This is a genomic window from Nonomuraea sp. NPDC052265, from assembly GCF_044547985.1.
Classification (GTDB): domain Bacteria; phylum Actinomycetota; class Actinomycetes; order Streptosporangiales; family Streptosporangiaceae; genus Nonomuraea.
In genome coordinates this window covers 1-23,225 of record NZ_JBIUBJ010000023.1, presented here as the reverse complement: position 1 = coordinate 23,225, position 23,225 = coordinate 1, and the positions used below count along the sequence as shown (strand labels likewise).

Here is a 23,225-nt window from a genome sequence, read left to right as displayed (position 1 = left end):
GCTATCGATCAGCGATTACAGGTGTTCTCATGCGCATGGCAGCAAGACGTCCCGGCGGCGCGGCAGAGGGGGGTGCGAGACCGTGACGGCCTTCGACGCCTCACGCGTACCGGAGGTGCGGGCCTCCCGCGGATCGGCGACTCCGCCGCGGTGGGCCGTATTGCAGCGGGAGCTGTTCGCCGTCCAGGACAAGGCGTGGCGGATCTTCTCCGACCGCTACACCGAGGACGACGGCCGGCTGGTCTTCCGCGACAGGCTGGGGGAGGGGCTCGACGGCCGCGACGGGGTCGACGACTTCTACGAGGCGTTCTTCAACTGGCCGACGCTGTACCTGCTCGGCGGCAGCGCTGACGTCCTGGCGGCGGCGCGACGGCACTGGCGGGGCGTCACCGCCCAGCTGACCGGGATGGGCATGCTGGCCGACGAGTTCGAGCGCGGCTACGACTGGTTCCACCAGGGCGAGGGCATGCTGCTGTTCTACGGGCTCTGCCTCGCGGCGCCCGACGACGGCGAGTTGAGGGAGCTGGCCGGGCGCTTCGCCGACCTCTACCTTCCCGGCGGCCCCAACTACGACCCCGAGCACCGGATCATCCGCGCGCCGCACAACGGCGCCGCCGGTCCCCGCTGGGGCTTCAGCGACCACGACGTGTACTTCCCGTGGAGCCTGGCCCTGCGCCCCTACGGGCTGCCCCTCGACTGGATCGACGAGGCCGCCTCCTTCGACGACCTGGCCGCCGATCCGGCGCGGGCCCGTGCGTACGGTCGCGTGATGTGGGAGCGCATGGGGCGCGGCGACACGATCGTCAACCTCTGCGCGACCAGCCTCGTCACCAACGCCTATCTGCTCGGCGGTGAGTCCCGGCACGCCGACTGGGTGGTCGAGTACGTCGACGCCTGGCGGCAGCGGCTGGACGGCCGCGACGTCGTCCCCGACAACGCGGGCCTGCACGGCGTGGTCGGCGAGCACCTGGACGGCCGCTGGTACGGCGGGCACTACGGCTGGTCCTGGCCCCACGGCCTGCCACCTGTCGGGACGGCGGCGATCGTCGGTGCGTCCAACGCGATGTTGCTGACGGGCGACCCGTCCTACCTGGACCTGGCCCGGAACCCGCTGGACGTCGTGCTCGGCCGGGCCGAACGACGCCGCCCCGCCGACGTCTCCACCATCACCAGACGCTGGCGGCCCCACCTGCGCGGGCTGGAGCACGAGCCGACCCTCGTGGCACCCATGCGCCGCGACGATTCCGGATGGTTCGACCACAACATCATGCCGACCCAGCTGCCCGTGGCCCTGTGGCAGTTCAGCCGGGCCGCCGCCGACCGGGAGCGCGTCGACCGGCTCCGCGAGGGGGCGAGCTGGGACTGGACGGCGGTGCACACCCAGCGCACCAAGGAGGAGTCCGGGCACGAGGAGCCCTGGTACGAGTACCTCGCCGGCCGCAACCCCGGCTTCCCCGAGCGGATGCTGCGCAGCGCCATCGACACCTGCGCTCAGCGGCTGGAGTCCATCGCCGGCGACCCGGTGGACCCCGCCGTCGGCCCCGACGCGTTCGGCATCCACGACTGGCAGGACCGCAACCCGGTCGTCACGGAGGCGCTGCTGCAGCTGACCACCGGATCCCCGCAGGTGCTCTACAACGGCGCGCTGGCGCAGATGCACCTGCGCTACTTCGACGCCGGGGAGCGCCGTCCGGGCCTGCCCGCCGACGTCGCCGCGCTGGTCACCAGCATCGACGCCGGCCACACCGTGGTCGAGCTGGCCAACCTCGGCGAGGCGCCGCGCTCGCTCGTCGTGCAGGCGGGCACGTTCGCCGAGCACGTCATCCACGAGGTCCGCGCCGACGACGAGCCGCCCAGGACGGTCGAGGGGCCGCATGTCCACGTGCGGCTGCCGGGCTCGACGCACGTACGGCTGACCCTCACGATGACGCTGCGCGGCGGGAGACCCACGTACGAGGCTCCGCCGATGGAGGTGGGGCGATGAAGGCCGAGCTGCCGCGGCTGGGCCTCGGCACCGCCCCCATCGGCAACCTGTTCCAGGACGTCTCCGAGCAGGACGCGGCCGCCACGGTGGCCGCCGCCGTCCAGGAGGGCGTCACCTACTTCGACACCGCCCCCCGCTACGGCCACGGGGTCGCCGAGGAACGGCTCGGCCGCGCGCTCGCGGCTCGGGGCGGGCCCGCCGAGCCGGTGATCTCCACCAAGGCGGGCTGGCTGCTGCGGCCGGGGCAGACGGTGGTCACCGACTGGACGGAGCGTGGCATCCGCCGGTCGCTGGAGTCCAGCCTGGAACGGCTCGGGCGTCCCTCGGTCGACATCCTGTACCTGCACGACCCCGACGACTTCCCGGAGGAGGTGCGGCGTACCGCCTACCCGGCCGTGCGCGGGTTGCGGGACGAGGGGCTGGTCGGCGCCGTCGGCTTCGGCATGAACCACAGCGAACCGCTGGCCGCGTACGTGGCCGAGTTCGACGTGGACGTCGTCCTCATCGCCGGACGTTTCTCGCTGCTCGACCACGAGGCGCTGACGACCCTGCTGCCGCTGTGCCTGAAGACCGGTACGGCGGTGGTCGTGGGCGGCGTCTTCAACACCGGGCTGCTCGCCGACCCGCGTCCGGGCGCCATGTACGACTACCGGCCGGTGCCCGGCGGCGTGCTCGCCCGGGCCGAGCGTTGCCGTGCCGTCTGCGCGGAGTTCGGGGTGCCGCTCGCCGCGGCGGCCGTCCAGTTCCCCTTCCTCCATCCCGCCGTGCGGTCGGTCGTGGTGGGCTGCCGGTCGGCGGCCGAGGTGCAGGGGAACGCGGCCGCGTCGCGGACGGACGTACCGCCGGAGCTGTGGCGCAGGCTCGCCGAGGAGGGCTTCGTCCCTCCCGAGCTGCTGGACGGATAGGGCGGGCCCTGGCGGGGCGGGTTCTCCCGCCCCGCCCCCTTCAGCGGTCGCTCTCGCGAGCGGCCAGGTACTCGGCGAGGCCGGCTCCGGTCAGCGGGTAGTAGTCCGACAGCCGCCCGCCCTCGTCCAGGCGGCGGCGGGCGAACTGCTCGCGGTCCTGGTGCAGGAGGGAGTCCTCAGCCACCGCCATGGCGCTGCGCTGCGGGACGACGACCGCTCCGTCCTCGTCGGCGACGATGAGGTCGCCGGGCGTCACCAGCGTGCCGCCCACGCCGACCGGGACGTTGAAGGCCGAGGGGAACAGCTCCGCCTGCGAGGCGTAGTGCGGCGTCACCCCCGTGCACCAGATCGGCACGCCGAGGGCGCGCACCCGTGCGGCGTCGCGCACCCGCCCGTCCACGACGATGCCGGCTCCGCCGCGCAGCTTGAAGTAGCGGACGAGCATGTCGCCGAGGCAGCCGGTGAAGTGGCTGGCCTGCGCGGAGATGACCAGCACGTCGCCGGGCCGGATGGATTCCAGCACCGCCCACAGCGCGGTCTTGCGTTCGGCGTCCTCCTGTCCCGTGCCGGAGAAGACGTCCTCGCGCTGGGGCAGGAACTGCAGGGTCACGGCGCCGCCGGTGATGCGTACGCCCGGCTCCCTGTGCAGGGGGACGGGGCCGTCGATGAAGGTCCGGGTTATGCCCATCTGGTGGAGCTTGGCGCAGGCGGTGGCGGCGCTTACGTCCGCGAGGGCGTCCACCAGGCCCGCGCTGGGCCGGACGAAGGGCGAGGAGTGCGCCGGTCCCAGCATCGTCTCGTAGATGCCCGTCTCCGGTGCCCCGACATGCCCGTTCGTACTCATTTCTGCCTCATCCCAACACATCGACAATTATCGCCTATCGATGGTAGATGTAACTGCCGACCGATGAGAGCTGTCAACCGTGAGAGGAGACCGGGGTGCCAGCGGGGCCGACGGAGTGGTTCGAGGAAGCGCGGTTCGGGATGTTCGTTCACTTCGGGCTCTACAGCCTCGCCGCCCGGCACGAGTGGGTGCGCAGCCGGGAGAAGATGCCGGACGAGGACTACGACCGCTACCTGGAACAGTTCGATCCCGACCTGTTCGACGCGGCCGAGCTCGCCAGGAACGCCCGTGCCGCCGGGATGCGCTACGCGGTGCTGACCGCCAAGCACCACGACGGGTTCTGCCTCTTCGACTCCAAGCTCACCGGCTACACCAGCGCCCGCGCGGCCGGCCGGGACCTGGTCGCCGAGTTCGCCGAGGCCATGCGGGCCGAGGGCCTGCGCGTGGGGCTTTACTACTCGCTGCTCGACTGGCGTCACCCCGACTTCACCATCGACCAGTACCACCCGCTGCGCGACAGCGCGCCCCCGGATGCGAACGCCACGCGCGACATGGCCCGCTACCGGGCGTACATGACCGGGCAGGTACGCGAGCTGCTGACCGGGTACGGCCCGATCGACCTGCTCTTCTTCGACTTCACCTACCCGGCGAAGGGGCCCGCCGACTGGGGTTCGGAGGAGCTGATGGCGACCGTGCGCGCCCTGAGCCCGCAGATCGTCGTGAACGACCGCCTCGGCATCCCCGGCGACTACGTGACGCCCGAGCAGTACCAGCCCGACCGGCCGCTCACCCGCGACGGCGTCCAGGTCATGTGGGAGGCGTGCCACACGCTCAACGGCTCCTGGGGCTACGACCGCGACAACCACGACTACAAGGACCCGGCGCTGCTGATCCGGATGCTCGTCCAGTCCGTCGCGTGCGCCGGCAACCTGCTGCTCAACGTCGGGCCCACCGGCCGGGGCGCGCTGGATCCACGGGCCCGGCACACGCTGGCCGCGATCGGGGAGTGGATGTCCCTGCACGCCAGGGCCGTGCACGGCGCGGGGCCGAGCACGTTCAGCCCGCCGCCCAACGCCCTCTACACCCAGCGGGGCGACCGCCTCTACCTCCACCTGCTGTCCTGGCCGCTCAAGCACGTCCACCTGGCCGGCCTCGCGGGACGCGTGCGCTACGCCCAGTTCCTCCACGACGGCTCCGAGGTGCGCTTCCACCAGGCGGACGGAGACCTGCACGAGCACAACAACCTCGCCCTGCCGGGCCAGCCGCCGGGCACGCTCACGCTGACCCTGCCCATCGCCGCGCCGGACGTGCCGCTCCCGGTCGTCGAGCTCGTGCTGCGCGACGACGATGGTTCCTGACGTCACCGCACGGCCGGTGTGGGACGCGGTGCCCGCCGAGGCCCGCGACACCGTCCTGACCGCCGCCGCGGAGGAGCTGGCCCGGCCGGCCCGCACCTGTCCCTGGGCGACTGGGGTCGGACGTTCCGCGGACGGGGCGCGTACCGTCCACGAGGACAAGGCGCGGCGGCTGCGCGAGCGTGACGACCCCTTCCTCGACCTGGGCGCGGCCGAGATCGCGGCGCTGTTCGCCTGGACCGACCACGCGCTGGGCCCGCATCTGGACATCAGGGCGCCGGGGCTGCGCCGCAGATTGCGCCGCGAGGCCGACCAGCGGGTGCTCACCCCGTTCGAGCGAGTGCGCGACTGGCACTGGATCGGACGCGACGGCCGGGCGAACAAGGCCGGCCGACCTACACCGCCGCGACCTTCGGCCCGCGCCGCTACGACGAGTGGCCGTTCCAGAGCGCCTGGCACAACGTGCCCTAACCGGGGCACGGGCAGCTCCCGGGGGCGGAGCACGGCGCGCGGGACGTCGTCGTCCGGTTCGACGAGAGCCACGCCGTCCTGCGGGCCGACCTGAGCGCCGTCGCGCGCAGCCGGGGCTCCCGGCCGTCCCGGCTGACGCCGGCCGTCACCGGCCCGGGGAGCAGGGGCCGGTTCGCCGTGAGCTTTCGCAGGCACTCACGAAATGACTCTTGAACAAGTTAGGTATGCCACATAACATCACCTATCGATAGGCGATGGACGTTGATGGTGTCGATGTCGCCGCGTCGATCGTGTCGAACCGCCACGCCGTCCGCCACGCCGGCCCGCGCAGCCCGACCCCTCACTCAGGTGGCCCCCGGGCGGGCGGCTCCCGAAGACGGCCAGTCCACCCCGACCTTCCACCGGTCATGACTATGCAATTGGAGCGTGTAGCGGATATGGGAACACAGTTGCGCCGGGCGTGCGCGGCCGCGGTCGCCGCCACAACCGTGGTGGCCGCGGCCACCGCCTGCGGTGGCGAGGACCCGGCGCAGGCCGGCACCACGACTCTGCGCATCATCGTCAACATCAGCCCGAACCTGACCGAGCAGTACTGGAAGGGACTGTTCGCGAAGTACGAGCAGAGCCACCCGGGGGTGAAGGTCAACCTGGAGCTCACCGGGACCGTCTCGGCGACCGCCAAGCTCACCCAGGACCTCGCCGCCGGCGACCCACCGGACATCGCCCAGCAGATCACCCCGACGAAGGAGAACGCCGGCCTGTTCGCCGACCTCTCCGGTGAGGCGTGGACCGGCCAGACCCCGCTGGCCGACCAGTACGCCGTTGGCGGGAAGCGCTACCTGGTCGGCGTCGGCCAGCAGATCCAGTCGCTCGTCTTCTACAACAAGGCCGCCTTCGCCAAGGCCGGTCTCGACGCCACCGCCATCAAGACGCTCGACCAGTTCCAGGACGCCATGGCCAAGCTGAAGAGCGCCGGCCACACGCCGCTGCAGAGCGCGGGCCAGTGGGTGCCGGGAGCGCAGTTCTCCCTGATCGCCGACTCCGGCGTCCTCACCGCCGACCCCGACTGGACGGTCAAGCGCAAGCAGAACCAGGTCTCCTTCGCCACCGGCGACTACCTGAAGTACCTCCAGCGCTTCCGGAGCTGGATCGACCAGGGCTACCTCGACAAGAGCGCGCTCGGCCTGACGTACGCCGACGGGCAGACGGCCTTCCTCGACGGCAAGTCCGCGATGTACGTCATGGGTTCCTTCTTCGTCCCCGCCGCCGACGCGGCGAAGAAGAGCGACGAGATCGGCGTCTTCTCCATGCCGACCGACGGCTCCCACCCCACCGGCCAGTACGGCAACATCGCCAGCCCGTACGTGGTCGTCAACGCCTCCAAGAACAAGGCGGCCGCGATCGACTTCGTGAAGTGGCTGGTCACCGACCCGGCCGCGATCGAGAGCCAGCTCGCCGCCGACGGCAACCTGCGCAAGGGCTTCACCTACAAGATGTCCAGCCTCGGCACGCAGGTCCAGAAGATCCTTGAGGAGGCGCCGTCCGTCCTGGTCAAGTCGGGCGAGCGCCAGCCGGTCGAGGGATATGCGGCCGAGCTCAACACGCAGGTGCAGAAGCTGTACACGGGCGCCACGGCCGAGCAGGTCGCCGCCGGTTTGGACAAGTGGTGGAACTCGCAGAGCTGACCCGGCGGCCGGAGCGGCAGGCGTCCGAGCAGCGGCGCCCGCGCCGCGAGTGGCTGCCGGCGAGGTACCGGGCCAAGGCGGTGACCTTCGGGCTCGTCGCGCCGTCCGTGCTGGTCTACACGGTGATGACCGTCGTCCCGGTGGGAGTGGCGGTCTACCTCAGCCTGACGGACTGGAACGGCTTCTCCGACGCGGTGTTCATCGGCTTCGAGAACTACCTGCACCTGTTCGACGACCCGAGCTCGACCAGCGCCTGGTACGTGACCGCCCTCGTCGCCGTCACCGGCACCCTGCTCATGATCGGCGGCGGCCTGGCGTACGCGCTGCTGCTGAAGGAACGCTCGCGGACGAACTCGTTCTTCCGCACGCTCGCCTACTACCCGCACGTGATCAGCGCGCTGATCCTCGGCTTCCTCTGGGCCGCGATCCTCGGCACGAACGGCGCCGTCAACAGCACGCTGCAACACTTCGGCATCGGGCCCGTCGGCTTCCTGTTCGAGGAGAACCTCGCCCTGGTCTCGCTCATCGGGGTGATCGTGTGGGCCGGCTTCGGGTTCAACGTCGTGCTGTTCGTCGCCGCGCTCCAGACGGTTCCCGCCGAACTGCTGGAGGCCGCGGCGATCGACGGCGCGACCCGGCGCCAGGCCAACCTGCGCGTGGTGATCCCGATGATCTCCCCGGTGGTGACCGTGGCCACCGTGCTGAACCTCATCGGCCTGATCAAGACCTACGACCTGGTCGTGAGCCTCACGAACGGCGGGCCCGCGGGCGCCACGCAGACGTACTCGTTCCTCATCCTGGCCAGGTCCTTCGAGGGGACCAAGGTCGGTTACGCCAACGCGCAGGCCGTGTTCCTCATGGTCGTGTGCGCCGGCCTGGCCCTGCTGGTGACGGCCGCGCGCAACCGGCAAGGCCGGGCCACGACGAGTTAGGGGACGGTGATGATCGAACAAACGGAAGCCGGCCACGGCGGGCGCCGCTCCTTCGTGCGCCCGGTCATGCTGGCGCTGCTCCTGGTGGCCATGACCATCCCGGTCTACCTGCTCGTGGTCAACAGCTTCAAGTCGCAGGACGACATCCTCGGCAACCCCTTCTCCCTCCCGCTGGGCGACCTCACCTTCGAGTACCTCGCCAACGCCGTCGACAGCCCCCAGTACAACGTGATCCGCAGCTACGGCTTCACGCTGTTCCTCGTCGTCGTCGTGGACATCCTGTGCATCCTGCTGGCCGGCCCGGCGGCGTACGCGATCGCGCGCAGCCTCAGCCGCCGCTCCCAGCTGCTGCTGCTGTACTTCCTCGCGGGGACGTTCATCCCGGGCGCGGCGCTGGTGATCCCGGTGATCTACGTGCTGCGCTCGGTCGGCCTGGCCAACACCGTGGTGGGCCTCGTGGCCCACGACGTGGCCTCGACCCTTCCGGTGAGCATCTTCCTGTTCGTCGGCTTCATCCGTACCATCCCGGCCTCCATCGACCAGGCGGCGATGATCGACGGCGCGGGCCGGCTGCGGACGTTCTGGACGATCATCTTCCCGCTGATGCGGCCCGCGGTGGTCACCGTGCTGATCCTCAACTCGATCGGGATCTGGAACGACTTCGTCAGCCCGCAGATCCTGCTCAGCCCCGGCTCCGGCCGGTACACGGTGACGACCGCCATCTACGCCGGGATCAGCCAGTACTCGACCGACCTGACGAGAGTGTTCCCCAACCTGCTGCTGGCGGTGGCACCGGTCGTCATCTTCTTCGTCTACATGCAGCGCCACATCATCGGCGGCCTCACGGTCGGCGCGGTCAAGGGCTGAACGGCCCGTCACGGAAAGAAGGACCATGACGTTGTTACGCAACCGGCGACCGCTCGCGGCCGTGGTGCTCGCGGTGGTGTCGGCGGCCGTCACGGCCGTCCCGGCCGTCCCGGCGGCGGCCCAGCAGGGCAGGAGCGCGGCCGGCACCACCTACTACGTCGCGCCGTGGGGCAGGGACTCGGCCGACGGCCGGTCGGCCGCGGCGGCGTACCGCCGCATCCAGCGGTGCGCCGACGTCATGACGCCCGGCGACACCTGCCTGATCCTGTCGGGCACGTACGAGGAGACCGTGGTGCCGGCCCGGTCGGGCACCGCCGGACAGCCCATCACCTACCGGGCGGCCCCCGGCGCGCGCGTGACGGTGAGCGGCGCCGAGCGGATCAGGGGCTGGTCCCCGGTCACCGGCCAGGCCGTGGCCCGCATCGCGGAGTCGGACCCGTACGCGCCGGGCTCGCCCTTCGCCCAGGCCGTGCGCGACGGTCACGTCTACAGCGCGCGCGCCGACCTCGGATCCGACGTCACGACCGTGCAGACCTTCACCGACAAGCGGATGAACGTCGAGGCCCAGTGGCCCTACCCCGGCCTCGACCTGCTCGAACCCGCGGTGCGGTACGCCGGCCCGGGCAGCGCGGAGGCCACCGTCGCCGACGACGCGCTGACCCGCCCGGCCGGCTACTGGAACGGCGCCCGCGTGACGACGAACTACTGGTACATCACCGCGACGTCCACGATCAAGAGCTCCGACGTGGGCTCGGTCGTGCTCGACGTGGCGCCGCCGTGCGTCCACAAGGTGGTGCCGAAGGACACCCGGTACGCGCTCTCCGGCAAGATCGGCGAGCTCGCCCACCCCGGCACCTGGTTCTACGACCCGGTCGGCAAACGGCTCTACCTGTACAGCGAGGACGACCCCAACCGGCACGTGATCGAGGCCAAGGCCCGCACGCTGGCCTTCGACCTGCGGAACACGAGCCACACGACGATCACCGGCGTCGGCCTGTTCGCCTCCACCGTCGAGACCGGGCCGGGCAGCAGCCACGTCGTGATCGACGGGATCACCGGCACGTACCTGTCGCACTACACCGACATCACGCGCGGCGCCACCGACTGCGGCTCCACCGTGACCCGGGGCGTCGCCGACACCGGCATCGTGCTGAACGGCACGGACAACAAGGTCGTCAACAGCGACCTGTCACTGAGCGCAGGCAACGGCATCGCGCTGCGCGGGATGCGGAACACCGCGATGAACAACGTCATCCACGACGTGGACTACCTGGGCACCTACGCGGCCGGCGTCGCCGTGCAGGGCAACGGCCAGACGGTCACGCACAACACCATCTACCGGGCCGGCCGCAGCGGCGTGAACCTGCAGTGGGACAACGCCGCCGGCGGCACGCCGCGGCCGGACCGCATCGCCTACAACGACATCTCCCAGTACGCCCGGCTGAGCCTGGACGTGGCCGCGATCTACACCTGCTGCGGCTCGGACATGCTGGGGACCTCGATCGACCACAACGTGCTGCACGATCCGGCGCCGAGGTGGGGCGCCACCAAGTTCGGGGTCACCGGCGTCTACGCCGACAACGGGCAGAGCAACATCACCATCGCCGCCAACGTGGGCTGGGGCAACCCCGAGGGGACCGTCATGCTCAACGGCCTCGGCGGCGGCTCGCGCAACAACGGCGTCTACAACAACACCGGCGGCATGACGATGTTCTACGTCAAGGAGCCCGGCAACTCGACCGGCACCAAGGTCTACAACAACATCGGCCCGATCCGCGGCCTGGACGGCGCCACGAACGGCGGGATGGTGCTGTCCGGCAACCTGCCGGCCGACGTCGACCCGCTGTTCGTCGACCCGGCGGGGCACGACTACCGCCTGTCGGAGGCGTCCCCGGCGCGCAACCAGGCGATCCCGCTGCCCGGCGTCAACGACGGCTCGACGGACCCGCTCCCGAGTCTCGGCGCCTACCAGTACGGCGCCCCCAAGTGGGAAGCCGGAGCGACCCGGTAGGACGACCGGGCTCAAAGAACCGGCCGGTGCGCGGCGTCCGTGGCCTCCACCACGGGCGCCTCCGTTCCCGCCCGGCATGGCTGCCCGCACCGGCCGTGGGCGGCGAACCCCCGCCCAGTTGCGCGAGGGGTCGCGTTTCACCCAGGACGAGTTACGTGGCGATGCCTTGGGGCTTGTCGCACGGATCCGAACGGTGGGCCGTGATGCTCGCCGGCACCATCGCCGAGTACGCCTTCATGCAGCACCCGCGCATCATCGAATCCGACGACGATGCGGCGGAGTGTGGCCGTCGCGGTGCGCGGCATCCCGCCTGCCGGGCTGAGCCTTCATCACCCAGGGCGGGGTGTTACCGCAGGTCGGCGGCATCCGAGCGATTCTTCCGCGAGGCCATGAGGGCCTCGGGGAAGCCGGGGCCGTGGACGACGTGGATCTGCGCGAGGTCGGTGACCTCCCCGCAGGTGCCGCAGGTGGTCAGCTCGGCGATCGCCCCGCCACAATCGGTGTGCCGATACAGAATGGGCGGACCGTCAGGCGGCGCCGCCCATCGATCACCCCACTGCGTCAGCGCGATGATCACGGGTGCCAGGTCGAGTCCCTTCCGGGTCACCGCATAGACGCTCCGATCGGGCTGTTCCTTGCTCGATCGCCGTTCGAGGACGCCCGCGCCGACCAGGCTGTCCAGGCGTTTGGCCAGGATGTTGGTCGCGATGCCCAGACGCTGGAAGTCGGCGAACCGGGTCGCCCCGGCGAACAGCACGTCACGCACGATCAGCAGGCTCCATCGCTCGCCGATGACCTCCAGCGCCCTGGCGGCCGAGCACACCTGCGTGTCGTAGGTCTTGCCCAGCATGGCGACCCCACCTCCCAGAGGAGCACTTGCGTCATGCAAGACTACCCCTCTAATCTCACTTGCATCACGCAAGCGCGCTCTCGTGTGCCGGAGGGCTCCAGGGCCGCTACCACGGCGTGATCACGGAGCCGGCCTGTCCATCCGGAAGAACAATCATGTGGAGGTCACCGATGAGCGCATTGCTGCTCAAGGACAAGAACGCCGTGATCTACGGAGGCGGCGGTGCCATCGGCGGCGCCATCGCACGGGTCTTCGCCCGGGAAGGCGCGAGGGTCTTCATCGCCGGGCGGACGCAGGCGAAGCTCGACGCCGTGGCGCGTGACATCGCCGCCGCGGGCGGAACGGTCGAGACCGCGCAGGTCGACGTGCTCGATCAACAGGCGGTCGAGAAGCACGCCGACGCGGTCGCGGCGACGGCCGGCGGCATCGACATCGCCGTCAACGCCGTGAGTGTCCAGCACGACCAGGGGACTTCGCTGGCGGATCTGTCGCTGGAGGAGTTCATGCGGCCGATCGACGGCTTCTTGCGGACGCTGTTCATCACCAGCAAGGCGGTGGCCCGGCACATGGGGGGCGAGGGTCCCGGTGTGATCCTGGCGCTGTCGGAGCCGGGTGCCAAACTGGCCGTGGGCGGCATTCTGGGGCACGCCGTGAGCGCGGCCGGCAAGGAGGCGTTCTCCCGGGTTCTGGCCGCGGAGCTGGCATCCCGCAATGTCCGGGTCGTCGGCATCCGTCCCCACGCCGTCGTCGACGCGCCGGCAGCCGGTTCCTACACCAAGGAGCTCTTCGAGCAGGCCGCGGCAGCGGCCGGGCAGTCGGTCCAGGAGATGCTCGAAGGCGGGGCGATGGCGCAGGGGACGCTGCTCAAGAGGCTGCCGACGCTCTCCGAGATCGCGGAGACGGCCGCGTTCCTGGCTTCGGATCGAGCGGGGGCCATGACCGGGACGATCGCCAACCTGACCAGCGGCGCGATCGTCGACTGAGCTCAGGCTCGCCAGGACGTCCGCCGGGCGGCGGGCTCGGAGGGGGCTCGGAGGGGGCTCGGTCATGGCCCTGCCTGGTACGTCGTGCGGTGCCGTGCCGGTCGGCGATCTCCTGCGTCGGACTCGACGTGGCCATCGCGGAACCCGAGATGACCGGCTCGGGCCGGCAGGCCACTGCACAGGCCCTCATCGGTGGGCAATGCGGTGCGCCTCGTTCCGCGGGCACCATGCCCGGGCTCTCGAACCGTCTTCCACTCCCCGGACCCGAGCCCGAGCCGAACAAGCCGGCTGACCACACTTGTCGGCGTACACCTCCATGTGCAAAGGCGCGTACGGACAGACGCGCAGAGCATGAGGGTGTTGCGGTGCCTCCACCAGGAACGGCGAGGCCGGCTCGACGGTGAGGCTTCTGATCTGCGAGGGATTCAGCGGCCAGGGATGGCGCTGGGGCCGGAAGCCCTCGTGAAGCTCATGTCCATCCAGTGCCGCCAGTCTGAGCCGTTGTCGGTGCGCTCCCATTCGGCCGTCATGGAGTCGCCGTCTTCGGCGATCACCAGCGTCGCCCGCTCCGTCTCGCCGGCGAACGTCCAGACGCCCTCGTCGTCGACGCCTCGCCTGCCAGCCGCTCGTAGGTGTCCGACCCGGCGATGTGGATCGCCGGGTCGGATGCGGCGGTCGCTACGCGTCCCTGCGAACGCCAACGGCCGACCAGCGCATTCAGGCGCTGGTTCTCCGATCGCGGTTCTTCACCGACCCGGCACGCCTGGCGCGATGGTGGGTAACGGCCGAGCTGGACGCCCGCCCCGGCGGCACCTTGCAGGTCGCGATGCACGAGGGCCCACGCCCGGTGATGCGCGGACGGTTCGTGGAGCTCGTGCCGTACGAACGTCTCGTCTTCACCTTCGGCTGGGAGGCCACACCGGGAGCGCCCGACATGGCACCGGAGGCATCCCGAGTCGAAGTCACCCTGACCCCGGACGGTGACGGCACCGAGCTGACCCTGCGCCACAGTGGTCTGCCGGCCGTACTCGAAGAGGAGACCGGCGATGGCTGGGCGCACCTGCTCCATCGTCTGGGCGAAACGGCAGAACGCCAGGATTCCCGCTGAACCCGGTCGAACACACGCGTACGTCGCACCCCTGCCGCCGCCTCACGAACCCTGGCCCCTGAACGACATCGGTGTGGCCGTCGCCGGCGCACGCGTTCTCCCAGTCTCCGCCGCCACCAAACACCCTCACCGGCGCACCGGCTCCGGCCGGAGGCCGCGTCGGCGCGTCCCAACCTCGCCGGACGCCGGCAGGTCCAAGAAACAGCTCTTCGACTAGGCCGTTGTGCTGCGGCGGCCGTAGGTCAGGCGCCGTAGGAGGACCTCCATAGGGCCTCGGTGGCCTGTGCGGTGCAGCCAGGTTGCGAGGACGATCGAGACGGCGCCGACCGCGAGGGCGATGCCGACGGCGGCGGCGAAGCCCACGTCGTCGGACAGGTCCAGAGTGAACGGGTAGAACAGGGCCAGGAACACCATTGACTGGAACAGGTAGAAGGTCAGCGAGCGCTGGCCGAGTGCGGCGAGTGCGGTGGTGAGGGGGCCGAGGCGGGATCGTGTCGCGATGAGCCCCATGAGGGCCGCCAGGCCGATGCCGCCGGCATAGCCGGTGAGGGTGTGCGCGAGGACGGCTGCCCAAGGCGCGGGCGGCGTCCACGCTCCGGACAGCAGCAGAGCCCCCGGGAGCCGGCCGGCGAGCGCGACGCCGAGGCAGATCACGGTGACGCGGCGCAGCAGGGTCCGGTGCCGCTCGGGCTCGTCCAGGAGGCGGCGGCGAGCCGCCCAGAGGCCCAGCATCATGCCCGGCACGATGTCGATCGTGCCCAGGACCGTCTTCAGCGGCCACAGCTGGAGGCCGGACAGCAGGTGGGAGCCGAGGTCGGCCGGCATGATCCCGGCCCCCGCGACGTCCACGGCGCCGGCGAAGGCCAGCAGGATCGGCCCGGAGGTCACGAGCACCGCCGGGAGGACGGTCAGGGCGGCCGTCCAGCACAACACCGAGTCCCGGGCCCGTACGAGCGGGACGAGCATCAGCAGCGTCAGCCCGTACACCGCGATGATGTCCAGCGGCACGAGCAGTCCGTGCACGAAGCCGATGACGATCAGCCATCGGCTCCGGCGCCGCAAGAGCCTCCTGAGCGAGCCCCAGTCCCCGCCCTTCGCCTGATGCCGGTAGGCGAACTGGCCCAGCGCGTAGCCGAACATCAACACGAACATCGGCCGGGCCTGGTTGTGGGCGAGCAGATGATCGAGGAACGCGGCCACGCCGTCGAGCACCCCGAAGGCCGTGCCGGTGGCGAACACCGGCGCGTGCGCCACCGCGATAGCCAGCAACATCACGCCCCGGGCCAGGTCCGGCGCCAGGGACCGGCCGGTCACCGTCGTGACGGTCACGGCGGTCACCCGACCCGCTGCAGGGCGCGCTCACGGCGTGCCGCGACCGTCGAGCCGGATTCCCCGCGTGCCATCCGCCGCAGCACGACCGGCGCCACGAGCAGGCCGAGCACCGCCCAGGCGCCCAGCACTCCGGCGGTCTCCAGGTGTCGCCACGACTCGCCGATCTCGACGACGACCGCCGAGTCCGGCAGCAGGGCCGACCGCATGCCGAGCCCCATCCAGTAGATCGGGAACACCTGGGCGATCCACTGCAGCCACTCGGGCAGTGCGGTGATCGGGTAGAAGACGCCGGAGATGCCGATCAGCGCGAGGAACGGCAGCTGGACCAGCCCTTGGGCGCGTGCGGTGGTGAACACCGAGCCCAGGACCGCGCCGATGGGCAGGGTCGCGACCAGGCCGAGCGCCAGCACCCAGGCCAGGCCGGGCCACGCACCCGGGCCGATCCGCAGGCCCTCGACGAGGAGCGCGGCCGGCACGAGGAAGATCACCAGGTCGGCCAGCAGGCCGCCGGACACCGAGATCACCTTGCCGATCAGGTAGGCGGGCATCCCGTGCGGGGTCGCCTTGGCGCGCAGCAGCGTGCCGTCCTCGCGGTCGGCGGTGAGCTGCTGGCTCATGCCGATCACGCCGGTCGCGGCGTTCATGCCGAGGATGCCGGGCAGGGCCAGGGCGCCGAGCATAAGAGTGCCGACCGACAGGTCCCGGATGAAGAACAGCGTGACCACCATCAAGGCGGGCCACAGGAAGTGGGAGAACAGCTCGGCGCCGTTGGTGAACGACTGCCGCAGCTCGATCAGGCCCCGGGACCAGCCCGCGCGCAGTACGGTCGCGTTCATCGGGCCGCCCCCTCGGCCTCGCGCACCAGCGCCAGGTACGTCTGCTCCAGCGAGGCCCGGTGGACCTCCAGCTCCTGGACGTCGTCGCCGTGGCGGGCGAACAACTCGCGGGCGAACGTGGTCGAGTCGGGCGTCCTGTCGGCGTACCGCCGCCCGTCGCGCACCCAGCGCACCTCGTCCTCGCCGGCGATCCGCCGTGCCAGCTCGGCGGAGGTGCCGTCGGCGACGATCCGGCCGCCGTTCAGCACGAGGATGCGGTCGGCCAGCTTCTCGGCCTCGTCCAGGTCGTGGGTGGTCAGCAGGACGGTGGTCTCGCGGGCGTCGGCCAGGTCACGGACGAGATCGTGGAAGTCGGACCTGGCCTGCGGGTCGAAGCCGGTGGTCGGCTCGTCGAGGAACAGCATCTCGGGGCGTCCCACGAGGCCGATCGCCACGTCCAGCCTGCGCCGCTGGCCGCCCGACAGTGTCTTGAGCTTCTTGTCGGCGTGCGCGGTCAGGCCGACCCTCTCGATCAGCTCGTCGGGGTCCCAGGGCCGCGGGATCCCGGGGACGGCGTAGGGGGCGTAGTAGGTGCCGAGGTGGGCGAGGAACTCGCGTACCCGCCATTTGCCGTGGTCGCGCCAGGATTGCAGCACGATCCCGAGGCTGGCCCGCCACTGCTCGTCGCCGTGTGTGGGATCGGCGCCGAGCACCGAGACCCGGCCCTGCGACCGGATGCGGAAGCCCTCCAGGATCTCGATCGTGGTGGTCTTGCCCGCGCCGTTCGGTCCCAGTAAGGCCAGAACCTCGCCGTGTCGGGCCTGGAACGTGACGTCGTGCAGGACGTCGAGCGAGCCGTAGCGCATGCGCAGCCCGTCGACGTCGAGCACGATGTCGTTGCTCTTCGTCATGAGATGACCTCTCTTCGTGATCGGATGTGCTCGTGCCGGAGCGCCTGCCGGCGGAAGTCCGGCGCGAGGGCATGACGCAGCGCGGCCCGAACCGGGCCGGAGCGTGGGGGCAGGGGTGCTGGTTACCAGCTTTCGCGCGCGAGCGTCTCCTCGACGCGATCCATCAGGCCGGCCCGGTCGACTCCGGCCAGGGCGAGCGCGCGCGGCACGGTGCCGACGTCGGCGCTCAGGACGCCGATCAGCAGATGAGCGGGACGCAGGTCCTTCTTGCCCTCGGCGGCGGCGAAGCCGCGTTCGAGCGCGAGCCGGGCGGAGGCGCCGGGCCTGGGATGATCCTCGGGGTCGCGGACGGGCTTCGGGAGGTCGTGGGAGGCGAGGGACACCCCGACCGCGTCGAGGCTGTGCTCGAACTCCCGGTGCAGTGCGTCCATGATCGCCTGCCGTCCGAGCCCCGCCGCCGTCAGCACGCGATGCGCGGCGGTGCCCTCGACGGCGGCGATGGCCAGCAGGAGGTGGTGAGCCTCGGTGGCGGCAGAGCCTTCCTGCCGCGCCTCGGCCGCTCCTCGAACGAGGATGTCGTTGATGTAGTGGTCGATCGTGCTCACTGTCGTCTCCTCAGCGTCACGCCGGCGGCGATGAGCCGCTTGGCGTGCTTCTTGTGGACCGCCTGGCGGGTGACGCCGAGCGCCTCGGCGACCTCCGGCCAGCCCCATCCGGCGCGCATGGCCTGCTCCACGGCGGCGTCCTCGAGCTGGTCGGCCAGGCGCCGCAAAGCCGCGACCGCCGCGAGCGCGTCGGCGGGGTCCCGGGGTGCGTCTTCTGCCGGCATGCGAGCAACCTTAGTTGACTATTTCCGAGATAGTCAACTGTGGTTGCTTAATTCCCGACATCCGGGTGAGTGCCGTCGTGGGAATGATGGCGGCGGGCGGCAGCTTGGAGGGGGCGGCACCGCGGTGGCGTACTGATGGGTCTCGATGAGCCGCAGCACCGGCAACTGATCGCCCGCTGGGCGGGCTCGGGCGCTGGGATGTAGCCGTTCTCGGCGTCTTGGTCGTCGTCCGCGACAGCGAGTATTGGATCAGCGCCCCGCCGTTCTCGGTGCGGGGCGTACACCGGGAAGTTGTCGGCGCTGAAGATCGAGTCGTGGCCGAACCCGACGCGGCAGCGGCCGGCGACAGGGGGGCGGCGGCCTCGATCATGGTTCGGGGCATCAGGGGTTGGTCAGGTCGGATACGTGCTGGAGTCGCGCACCGCCCCGGCGGAGGGTTCTCCCGGTCGCCGCGCCACCGTGATCGCTCATGTACGGGGCCTCCCGCGAAGGTGGGCCCCGGGCTTCCGCTTTTCTGATTCATCGAATATCGTCGATTGACGATGAATGAGAACAAGGGACCGCTGCCGCGTGCGGAGGCCGAGGAGTACGCGAGCTGGTTCAAGGCCCTCGCGGACGCGACCCGGATCCAGATCGTGTCGCTGCTGGCCCGGCGGCGCGCGCCGATGAGCGTGGGCGAGATCGTGGCCGCGTCCGGGGTGGGCCAGTCCACCGTCTCGCACCACCTGAAGATCCTGGCCGAGGTGCGGTTCGTGCTGGTCGGGCGACAGGGTACCTCCAGCCTCTACCGGATCAACGAGAACTGCGTGAGCTGTTTCCCGACCGCCGCCGACGTGGTCATGGGCAACCCCGCGCCGACCTGCGAGTGAAGGAGCCGGTCATGGCGCACGACGAGATCATCGACCACTACTCCGCGCTGGCCCGTGCCGCGGACGCCGGCCGGATCACCGCCGGCTGCGGGCAGGACGTGTTCGAACAGGGCTACTTCGGTGCCGCCGGCTACGACGGCGGCGGCACCGACGTGCTGCGCTCAGCCCGCCGGGTCGGCGCGCAGGGCGGGGTGTACGGGTTGGACGCCGGCGTCGACATGCTGGCCCGGCGCAACGCCGAGCAGGCCGGCGCGGCCGACGTGGAGTTCCTGCACGGCAGCATCGAGCGGGTGCCGCTGCCGGTCCGGTCGGTGGACGTCGTGATCTCCAACTGCGCGATCAACCTGTCCGGTGACAAGGGTGCGGTGTCGGCCGAGGTCACAATGACCGCCGAGCACGGCGACGGCGTGCACTCGGCGATCGTCCAGGCCGCCAAGCCTGCCGCCCCGCCGCAGGTGGAGATCCGGCCGATGCGCACCGGCGACGCCGATCAGGTGCTGGCCATCTACCAGGCTGGGCTGGACACCGGCCAGGCCAGTTTCGAGACCCTCGCCCCGAGCTGGGAGGACTTCACCGCGGCCCGGCTGCCCGGCTTGCGTTACGTGGCCTGCGACACCGGCACCGGGCAGGTGCTCGGCTGGGTGGCCGCCTCGGCGGTGTCGTCGCGGTGCGTGTATGCAGGGGTGGTCGAGCACAGTATCTACGTCCACCCCGGTTGCCGGGCTCGCGGCATCGGCCGCGCACTGCTGGCGGCGTTCATCGCCGCCGCCGAGGATGCCGGCGTCTGGACGATCCAGTCCGGCATCTTCCCCGAGAATGCCGCCAGCCTGGCCCTGCACCAGACGCTCGGTTTCCGGGTGGTCGGCACCCGCGAGCGCGTCGGCTGCCACCACGGCCTCTGGCGGGACGTGCTGATGATCGAGCGCCGCAGCACCCTGACCGGAACCTGAGTCGCCGCTCGGGACGGCGGCCGGGAACATGGGTGATGCGCGAGCCGCTGGACGCCGAGCAGGCGGCCGGGGTGGCGCGGGTGTTCAAGGCGCTGGGCGACCCGGTGCGCCTGCGCATCCTGTCGATCGTGGCCGGCCGCGCCGGTGGCGAGGTGTGCGTGCGACATCACCGGCGCGTTCGAGCTGTCCCAGCCGACCATCGGCCATCACCTGAAGGTGCTCAAGGAGGTCGGGCTGCTGACCTCGGAGCGGCGCGCGTCCTGGGTGTACTACCGGCTGGTGCCCGAGACGCTGGGCGAGCTGTCGGCCCTGCTCGACGTGCCCGCCACCCTCTGAGGATCAGCGTGATGTGCTCCTCCACGTCGTCGGCTGTCGCGCCCGCGCAGGGCGTCATCACCGGCCTGTCCACAGCAAACAACTTCGAGCTGGCCATCGCCGTGGCGGTGGGCGTCTTCGGCGTCACGTCCGGCCAGGCCCTGGCCGGGGTGGTCGGCCCGCTGATCGAGGTTCCCGTCCTGGTCGCCCTGGTCCACGTCAGCCTGGCCGGCCGCCGCCTGTTCACCAAGGAGCCCGTACATGCCTGACAAGCCGAGCGTCCTGTTCGTGTGCGTGCACAACGCCGGACGCTCCCAGATGGCCGCCGGCTGGCTCACCCACCTTGCGGGAACGTCTCGAATCTGGTGGCTGTTGCCGCGCATCTCTGAGATTCGTCCGTTCTGGCGGGCGATGGCGGCCACGAGATGGATGTGGGCGTGGGCATGCCGTAGCTCCGTTCGGGCAGGGGACCTGGGTGAGGTGTCCTCACCCAGAGCCCAGGACAGCCGGCCTCAAGCGGAGGCGGAGCGACGGAGGTGCCGAGCATGTGGCTGCACAAGATGAGTTACACAGCGATGAGCGCCCTCATGTGCGCGGGCCTCGGCTTCGGAGGAGCGGCGATGGGTGCGACGATCACGCCACATCAGCAGCCTGCGTGCACTGCGCCACCGCTTCAAGGGCGTGTGGTGGATGTGTCCCTCGGGGAGATGGGGTCAGGCATGATGGGCCCTGGCCCCCATAATCCCGGGTCGAACGGGACTCGTGGTCCGGGTGGCATGATGCCCGGCACTCCAGGCCCGTACGGCTCAGGGTCGCATGGCACGCGGATGAGACTGACGGCCACGCCTTCAAGCGTTCCGGCCGGCAAGGTTTCGCTGCGTGCGTACAACGAGGGGGTTCTCGCCCACGAGGTCGTCGTGCTGCCGCTCCCGGCGGGGCAGGCGCCGGGGAAGCGGGTGACCGGCTCGGACGGGCGCGTCAGCGAGGCGGGCAGCCTCGGCGAGGCGTCTCGTACGTGTGGGGCGGGCGCCGGGAACGGCATAGCTCCTGGATCCACGAGCTGGACCACGTTGACACTGCGACCGGGCCGATACGAGCTGCTGTGCAACTTCCCGGGCCACTACTCGGCCGGCATGTGCGCCGAACTCGACGTCACCGGTTAGGCCATGGGCCTGATCAGACTGAGGTCTGGGCGGCCAACAGTCCCACGGTGGCGACCAGCAGCCTCGCCGCTGCCACGAGGGTGTCCGGCTGGACGCGGTCGGGGGTTTCGGCGGGGGTCTGGTAGCCGGGCATGCCCATGCCGATGCCGATCGCGGCCAGTCCGGCGGCGGCGTAGCGGCGGTTGTCGGAGGCCATCGCGCCGGCCCGCAGCGGCAGGCCGATCAGGCGGGCGGCCTGGTCGAGGGTGGCCAGCAGGGCGTGGGCGGGTCCGCCGGCCTCGACGGAGGCGGCCTGGTGCAGCTGCGCGGCGCCGTCGAGGTTGATCACCAACGTGTCGGACGGCAGGGCGGGCGCGTGGTGGGCCGAGCCCCATGCCCCGGTCTCCTCGGCGTCCAGGAAGGCCACCGACAGTTCGGCCCGGGTTGCCGGGTCTGCTGTCAGGACGCGGGCGGCCTCCAGGACGGCGGCCACGCCGGAGGCGTTGTCGGCGGCTGCGGGCATGCGCCGGCCGGGGTCGTCGCCGACGCCGTCGTAGTGCGCGGTCAGCAGCACCCGCGGCCCGCCCCCCGCGCCTCCGGGGTGGGGGAAGCGGGCGTGGACGTTGTGGCCGTCTGTGGCGATCTGCCGGAGCGGCATCGACCCCGTCACCTGCACCGGGCCCTCGGCCAGGGCGTCGGACAGGCGGACGTGCCGGTCGGTGCGCAGGGCGATGATCGGGACGGCGCGGGGAGCCGGTCCGGCGATCATCTTGGGCATCCACCCCTCGGCGTCGGTGCCGCGCGCGGTCAGCACTCCGGCCGCGCCGTGGGCCTCGGCTCGTTCGCCCGCCTGGGTCCAGTCTCCGGCCTCGGCCAGTACCCATCGGCCCCGCAGGTCGGCCTCGGAGGCGGCGGCCAGCGGCGCTGTGTGCGGGCTCGGCAACTCGGCGGAGGCGAGGTGCTCGACGAAGTCCCGGCGGTGCTCAAGGCGCAGCGCCTGGCCGCCTGCGCTCCATTCGAGCGCCGGGGTGGCATACAGCTCCCGCACGTCGGCGACGGGGAAGGAGTCGAGTTCGACCTCGGCGCCCAGCTCGCGCAGCCGTTCGGCGAGCCATGCGGCGGCGGCGCGGCCTCCGGGTGTGCCCACGCGCCGCCCGGCGTAGTGGTCGCGGGCCAGCTCGTGCACCGTGGCCGGCATCCGCGCCGCCGACACCCGCTCCACGACGGCGGCCAGGCCGGGTGCCTGAGGGATGTCCGGCATGGTGGAGGTCATCCGCAGCAGCCGGTGGAGGCTGCTTCTGCGGCCGGGGTGGTGGCCGGCGCCGGAGCCTGACCGCAGCAGCCGGCCTGGGCATCCTGCTGCGCGGCGGCCGTGCTGCCGCAGCAGTCACCGGCGGCAGGCGGTGCCAAAGCCTCTGCCAGGTCGCCGATGAAGCCGCCACCGGTCTGGTTCGTCGTCATGGTGGTTTCCCTTCTGCCGATGTGAGGTCGATACCATCAAGACTTAGACATACGTCGAATCAGGCACGACGATCTCACGCTGCTTAGACGCTCGTCAAGATAGACGGTAGTCAAAATAAGGGGTGCGGCAATGCCGGTGTGCGGGTGCCTGGTGCTGTGACCGGAAAGATTCCCCGGTTCTGGGGTTTTTGTCGGCTGGCGGGCGGAGCGTGCGACCAGATGGGTGCCTGCTAGACACATGCCCATGAACGCATCCACCGCCCAGCATCTCCGCATCATGTCTCCCGCATTCGCCGTCGAGCATCTGCCGCATGAAGGGTTGCCCGAGGACGATTGGCTGGTGCTCGTCCGCGCTCCGGAAGGGCTGACCGCGGTCCGTGAGGCCAGAGGTGCGGACGTGGCAGCAGGCCATCACCGTCCTTGAGGCGGCAGGGCACCAGGTGAAGAGCCAGGACGGCGAAGCCGGCGAATTTCAGGCGGATGACACTAGTGTGATGCGCCGGAAAATTCAGCTGTAAATGCGTAAGCTGTTTTCATGTCGCATCGAGGTCCACGTGCTGTCGAGGTGGTGCTCTCGGAGAAGGAGCGCATCGAGTTATCGCATCG

24 protein-coding genes and 3 pseudogenes are annotated in these 23,225 nt (G+C 70.9%); 17 read left to right on the top strand and 10 right to left on the bottom strand.

Annotated elements, in window-relative coordinates:
- Positions 1–82 precede the first annotated feature (82 nt).
- Together ACIHAD_RS40795 and ACIHAD_RS40790 are read left to right on the top strand one after the other, a co-directional pair.
- A complete protein-coding gene (locus ACIHAD_RS40795) occupies positions 83–1,984 on the top strand; it encodes a hypothetical protein (RefSeq protein ID WP_397360158.1) in 1,902 nt (633 codons plus the stop codon).
- Entirely contained in the window at positions 1,981–2,889 is a 909-nt protein-coding gene (locus ACIHAD_RS40790; RefSeq protein WP_397360157.1) for an aldo/keto reductase, read from the top strand. Before ACIHAD_RS40795 ends, ACIHAD_RS40790 begins: the two co-directional genes overlap by 4 nt.
- Positions 2,890–2,929: 40 nt before the next feature.
- Here the strand turns inward: ACIHAD_RS40790 and ACIHAD_RS40785 are convergent, their stop codons facing one another.
- Entirely contained in the window at positions 2,930–3,733 is an 804-nt protein-coding gene (locus ACIHAD_RS40785) for a hypothetical protein (protein WP_397360156.1), read from the bottom strand.
- Positions 3,734–3,828: 95 nt separating this feature from the next.
- Here ACIHAD_RS40785 and ACIHAD_RS40780 point away from each other — a divergent pair, with 95 nt between their 5' ends.
- The 6 genes from ACIHAD_RS40780 to ACIHAD_RS40755 all read left to right on the top strand — a co-directional run bounded on the left by ACIHAD_RS40780 (position 3,829) and on the right by ACIHAD_RS40755 (position 11,054).
- Positions 3,829–5,091 (top strand): alpha-L-fucosidase, encoded by a 1,263-nt coding sequence (locus ACIHAD_RS40780; RefSeq protein ID WP_397360155.1) that lies wholly within the window; start codon positions 3,829–3,831, stop codon positions 5,089–5,091.
- On the top strand, positions 5,081–5,653 hold the full coding sequence (locus ACIHAD_RS40775) for a hypothetical protein (protein WP_397360154.1): 573 nt from the start codon (positions 5,081–5,083) through the stop codon (positions 5,651–5,653). Before ACIHAD_RS40780 ends, ACIHAD_RS40775 begins: the two co-directional genes overlap by 11 nt.
- A gap of 343 nt (positions 5,654–5,996) precedes the next feature.
- The gene (locus ACIHAD_RS40770; RefSeq protein WP_397360153.1) at positions 5,997–7,244 is read left to right on the top strand and encodes an ABC transporter substrate-binding protein; all 1,248 of its coding nucleotides are present in this window, start codon (positions 5,997–5,999) and stop codon (positions 7,242–7,244) included.
- The gene (locus ACIHAD_RS40765; protein ID WP_397360152.1) at positions 7,226–8,176 is read left to right on the top strand and encodes a carbohydrate ABC transporter permease; all 951 of its coding nucleotides are present in this window, start codon (positions 7,226–7,228) and stop codon (positions 8,174–8,176) included. The genes ACIHAD_RS40770 and ACIHAD_RS40765 overlap by 19 nt, the downstream gene beginning before the upstream one ends.
- 9 nt (positions 8,177–8,185) lie before the next feature.
- Complete coding sequence (locus tag ACIHAD_RS40760) at positions 8,186–9,043, top strand: carbohydrate ABC transporter permease (protein ID WP_397360150.1); 858 nt, start codon at positions 8,186–8,188, stop codon at positions 9,041–9,043.
- Between the two features lie 25 nt (positions 9,044–9,068).
- A complete protein-coding gene (locus ACIHAD_RS40755; RefSeq protein ID WP_397360149.1) occupies positions 9,069–11,054 on the top strand; it encodes a right-handed parallel beta-helix repeat-containing protein in 1,986 nt (661 codons plus the stop codon).
- 346 nt (positions 11,055–11,400) lie between these two features.
- On the opposite strand, the gene ACIHAD_RS40750 is transcribed toward ACIHAD_RS40755, so the two are convergent.
- Positions 11,401–11,904 carry a winged helix-turn-helix transcriptional regulator gene (locus ACIHAD_RS40750; protein ID WP_397360148.1) on the bottom strand — a complete coding sequence of 168 codons (504 nt, stop codon included), beginning with the start codon at positions 11,902–11,904 and terminating at the stop codon, positions 11,401–11,403.
- Between the two features lie 170 nt (positions 11,905–12,074).
- Between ACIHAD_RS40750 and ACIHAD_RS40745 the strand changes: the two genes are divergently transcribed.
- Positions 12,075–12,887, top strand: a complete 813-nt coding sequence (locus ACIHAD_RS40745; protein ID WP_397360147.1) for an SDR family NAD(P)-dependent oxidoreductase — start codon at positions 12,075–12,077, stop codon at positions 12,885–12,887.
- 425 nt (positions 12,888–13,312) lie between these two features.
- On the opposite strand, the gene ACIHAD_RS40740 is transcribed toward ACIHAD_RS40745, so the two are convergent.
- Positions 13,313–13,441, bottom strand: coding sequence for a hypothetical protein (locus ACIHAD_RS40740; RefSeq protein WP_397360146.1), 129 nt, complete (start codon positions 13,439–13,441; stop codon positions 13,313–13,315).
- Positions 13,442–13,536: 95 nt separating this feature from the next.
- Here ACIHAD_RS40740 and ACIHAD_RS40735 point away from each other — a divergent pair, with 95 nt between their 5' ends.
- Positions 13,537–13,995 carry an SRPBCC family protein gene (locus tag ACIHAD_RS40735; protein WP_397360144.1) on the top strand — a complete coding sequence of 153 codons (459 nt, stop codon included), beginning with the start codon at positions 13,537–13,539 and terminating at the stop codon, positions 13,993–13,995.
- 213 nt (positions 13,996–14,208) lie between these two features.
- On the opposite strand, the gene ACIHAD_RS40730 is transcribed toward ACIHAD_RS40735, so the two are convergent.
- From ACIHAD_RS40730 to ACIHAD_RS40710, 5 genes are all read right to left on the bottom strand, one after another.
- A complete protein-coding gene (locus tag ACIHAD_RS40730; RefSeq protein WP_397360143.1) occupies positions 14,209–15,324 on the bottom strand; it encodes a DUF418 domain-containing protein in 1,116 nt (371 codons plus the stop codon).
- Between the two features lie 5 nt (positions 15,325–15,329).
- Positions 15,330–16,163, bottom strand: a complete 834-nt coding sequence (locus ACIHAD_RS40725) for an ABC transporter permease (protein WP_397360142.1) — start codon at positions 16,161–16,163, stop codon at positions 15,330–15,332.
- Positions 16,160–17,053 carry an ABC transporter ATP-binding protein gene (locus tag ACIHAD_RS40720; protein ID WP_397360141.1) on the bottom strand — a complete coding sequence of 298 codons (894 nt, stop codon included), beginning with the start codon at positions 17,051–17,053 and terminating at the stop codon, positions 16,160–16,162. Before ACIHAD_RS40720 ends, ACIHAD_RS40725 begins: the two co-directional genes overlap by 4 nt.
- A gap of 122 nt (positions 17,054–17,175) precedes the next feature.
- The gene (locus ACIHAD_RS40715; protein WP_397360139.1) at positions 17,176–17,658 is read right to left on the bottom strand and encodes a Clp protease N-terminal domain-containing protein; all 483 of its coding nucleotides are present in this window, start codon (positions 17,656–17,658) and stop codon (positions 17,176–17,178) included.
- Complete coding sequence (locus tag ACIHAD_RS40710; protein WP_397360138.1) at positions 17,655–17,882, bottom strand: RNA polymerase subunit sigma-70; 228 nt, start codon at positions 17,880–17,882, stop codon at positions 17,655–17,657. The genes ACIHAD_RS40715 and ACIHAD_RS40710 overlap by 4 nt, the downstream gene beginning before the upstream one ends.
- A gap of 542 nt (positions 17,883–18,424) precedes the next feature.
- Between ACIHAD_RS40710 and ACIHAD_RS40705 the strand changes: the two genes are divergently transcribed.
- The 6 genes and pseudogenes from ACIHAD_RS40705 to ACIHAD_RS40680 all read left to right on the top strand — a co-directional run bounded on the left by ACIHAD_RS40705 (position 18,425) and on the right by ACIHAD_RS40680 (position 21,179).
- Positions 18,425–18,751 (top strand): ArsR/SmtB family transcription factor, encoded by a 327-nt coding sequence (locus tag ACIHAD_RS40705; RefSeq protein ID WP_397360137.1) that lies wholly within the window; start codon positions 18,425–18,427, stop codon positions 18,749–18,751.
- Positions 18,752–18,762: 11 nt separating this feature from the next.
- Positions 18,763–19,701: a GNAT family N-acetyltransferase gene (locus tag ACIHAD_RS40700; protein ID WP_397360136.1), complete on the top strand. Its 939-nt coding sequence runs from the start codon at positions 18,763–18,765 to the stop codon at positions 19,699–19,701.
- Between the two features lie 35 nt (positions 19,702–19,736).
- A pseudogene (locus tag ACIHAD_RS40695) lies at positions 19,737–20,037 on the top strand (ArsR/SmtB family transcription factor).
- A gap of 68 nt (positions 20,038–20,105) precedes the next feature.
- A pseudogene (locus ACIHAD_RS40690) lies at positions 20,106–20,285 on the top strand (arsenic resistance protein); the annotation flags it as partial.
- A pseudogene (locus tag ACIHAD_RS40685) lies at positions 20,278–20,367 on the top strand (heat-shock protein HtpX); the annotation flags it as partial. The pseudogenes ACIHAD_RS40690 and ACIHAD_RS40685, both read left to right, overlap by 8 nt.
- A 476-nt stretch (positions 20,368–20,843) precedes the next feature.
- Entirely contained in the window at positions 20,844–21,179 is a 336-nt protein-coding gene (locus tag ACIHAD_RS40680) for a sulfocyanin-like copper-binding protein (RefSeq protein ID WP_397360135.1), read from the top strand.
- A gap of 13 nt (positions 21,180–21,192) precedes the next feature.
- On the opposite strand, the gene ACIHAD_RS40675 is transcribed toward ACIHAD_RS40680, so the two are convergent.
- Positions 21,193–22,419 (bottom strand): M28 family metallopeptidase, encoded by a 1,227-nt coding sequence (locus ACIHAD_RS40675; protein ID WP_397360134.1) that lies wholly within the window; start codon positions 22,417–22,419, stop codon positions 21,193–21,195.
- 8 nt (positions 22,420–22,427) lie between these two features.
- A complete protein-coding gene (locus ACIHAD_RS40670) occupies positions 22,428–22,619 on the bottom strand; it encodes a hypothetical protein (protein ID WP_397360133.1) in 192 nt (63 codons plus the stop codon).
- 244 nt (positions 22,620–22,863) lie between these two features.
- On the opposite strand from ACIHAD_RS40670, the gene ACIHAD_RS40665 reads away from it, so the two are divergent.
- A complete protein-coding gene (locus tag ACIHAD_RS40665; protein ID WP_397360132.1) occupies positions 22,864–23,043 on the top strand; it encodes a hypothetical protein in 180 nt (59 codons plus the stop codon).
- The last annotated feature ends 182 nt before the right edge of the window (positions 23,044–23,225 follow it).

Excerpts from the sequence above, each read along its gene's own strand:
- ACIHAD_RS40790 (WP_397360157.1), top strand. The coding sequence starts at position 1,981 with ATGAAGGCCGAGCTGCCGCGGCTGGGCCTCGGCACCGCCCCCATCGGC.
- ACIHAD_RS40785 (WP_397360156.1), bottom strand. The coding sequence starts at position 3,733 with ATGAGTACGAACGGGCATGTCGGGGCACCGGAGACGGGCATCTACGAG.
- ACIHAD_RS40775 (WP_397360154.1), top strand. The coding sequence starts at position 5,081 with ATGGTTCCTGACGTCACCGCACGGCCGGTGTGGGACGCGGTGCCCGCC.
- ACIHAD_RS40770 (WP_397360153.1), top strand. The coding sequence starts at position 5,997 with ATGGGAACACAGTTGCGCCGGGCGTGCGCGGCCGCGGTCGCCGCCACA.
- ACIHAD_RS40760 (WP_397360150.1), top strand. The coding sequence starts at position 8,186 with ATGATCGAACAAACGGAAGCCGGCCACGGCGGGCGCCGCTCCTTCGTG.
- ACIHAD_RS40755 (WP_397360149.1), top strand. The coding sequence starts at position 9,069 with ATGACGTTGTTACGCAACCGGCGACCGCTCGCGGCCGTGGTGCTCGCG.
- ACIHAD_RS40750 (WP_397360148.1), bottom strand. The coding sequence starts at position 11,904 with ATGCTGGGCAAGACCTACGACACGCAGGTGTGCTCGGCCGCCAGGGCG.
- ACIHAD_RS40745 (WP_397360147.1), top strand. The coding sequence starts at position 12,075 with ATGAGCGCATTGCTGCTCAAGGACAAGAACGCCGTGATCTACGGAGGC.
- ACIHAD_RS40725 (WP_397360142.1), bottom strand. The coding sequence starts at position 16,163 with ATGAACGCGACCGTACTGCGCGCGGGCTGGTCCCGGGGCCTGATCGAG.
- ACIHAD_RS40720 (WP_397360141.1), bottom strand. The coding sequence starts at position 17,053 with ATGACGAAGAGCAACGACATCGTGCTCGACGTCGACGGGCTGCGCATG.
- ACIHAD_RS40710 (WP_397360138.1), bottom strand. The coding sequence starts at position 17,882 with ATGCCGGCAGAAGACGCACCCCGGGACCCCGCCGACGCGCTCGCGGCG.
- ACIHAD_RS40705 (WP_397360137.1), top strand. The coding sequence starts at position 18,425 with ATGAATGAGAACAAGGGACCGCTGCCGCGTGCGGAGGCCGAGGAGTAC.
- ACIHAD_RS40700 (WP_397360136.1), top strand. The coding sequence starts at position 18,763 with ATGGCGCACGACGAGATCATCGACCACTACTCCGCGCTGGCCCGTGCC.
- ACIHAD_RS40680 (WP_397360135.1), top strand. The coding sequence starts at position 20,844 with ATGAGACTGACGGCCACGCCTTCAAGCGTTCCGGCCGGCAAGGTTTCG.
- ACIHAD_RS40675 (WP_397360134.1), bottom strand. The coding sequence starts at position 22,419 with ATGCCGGACATCCCTCAGGCACCCGGCCTGGCCGCCGTCGTGGAGCGG.
- ACIHAD_RS40670 (WP_397360133.1), bottom strand. The coding sequence starts at position 22,619 with ATGACGACGAACCAGACCGGTGGCGGCTTCATCGGCGACCTGGCAGAG.
- ACIHAD_RS40665 (WP_397360132.1), top strand. The coding sequence starts at position 22,864 with ATGAACGCATCCACCGCCCAGCATCTCCGCATCATGTCTCCCGCATTC.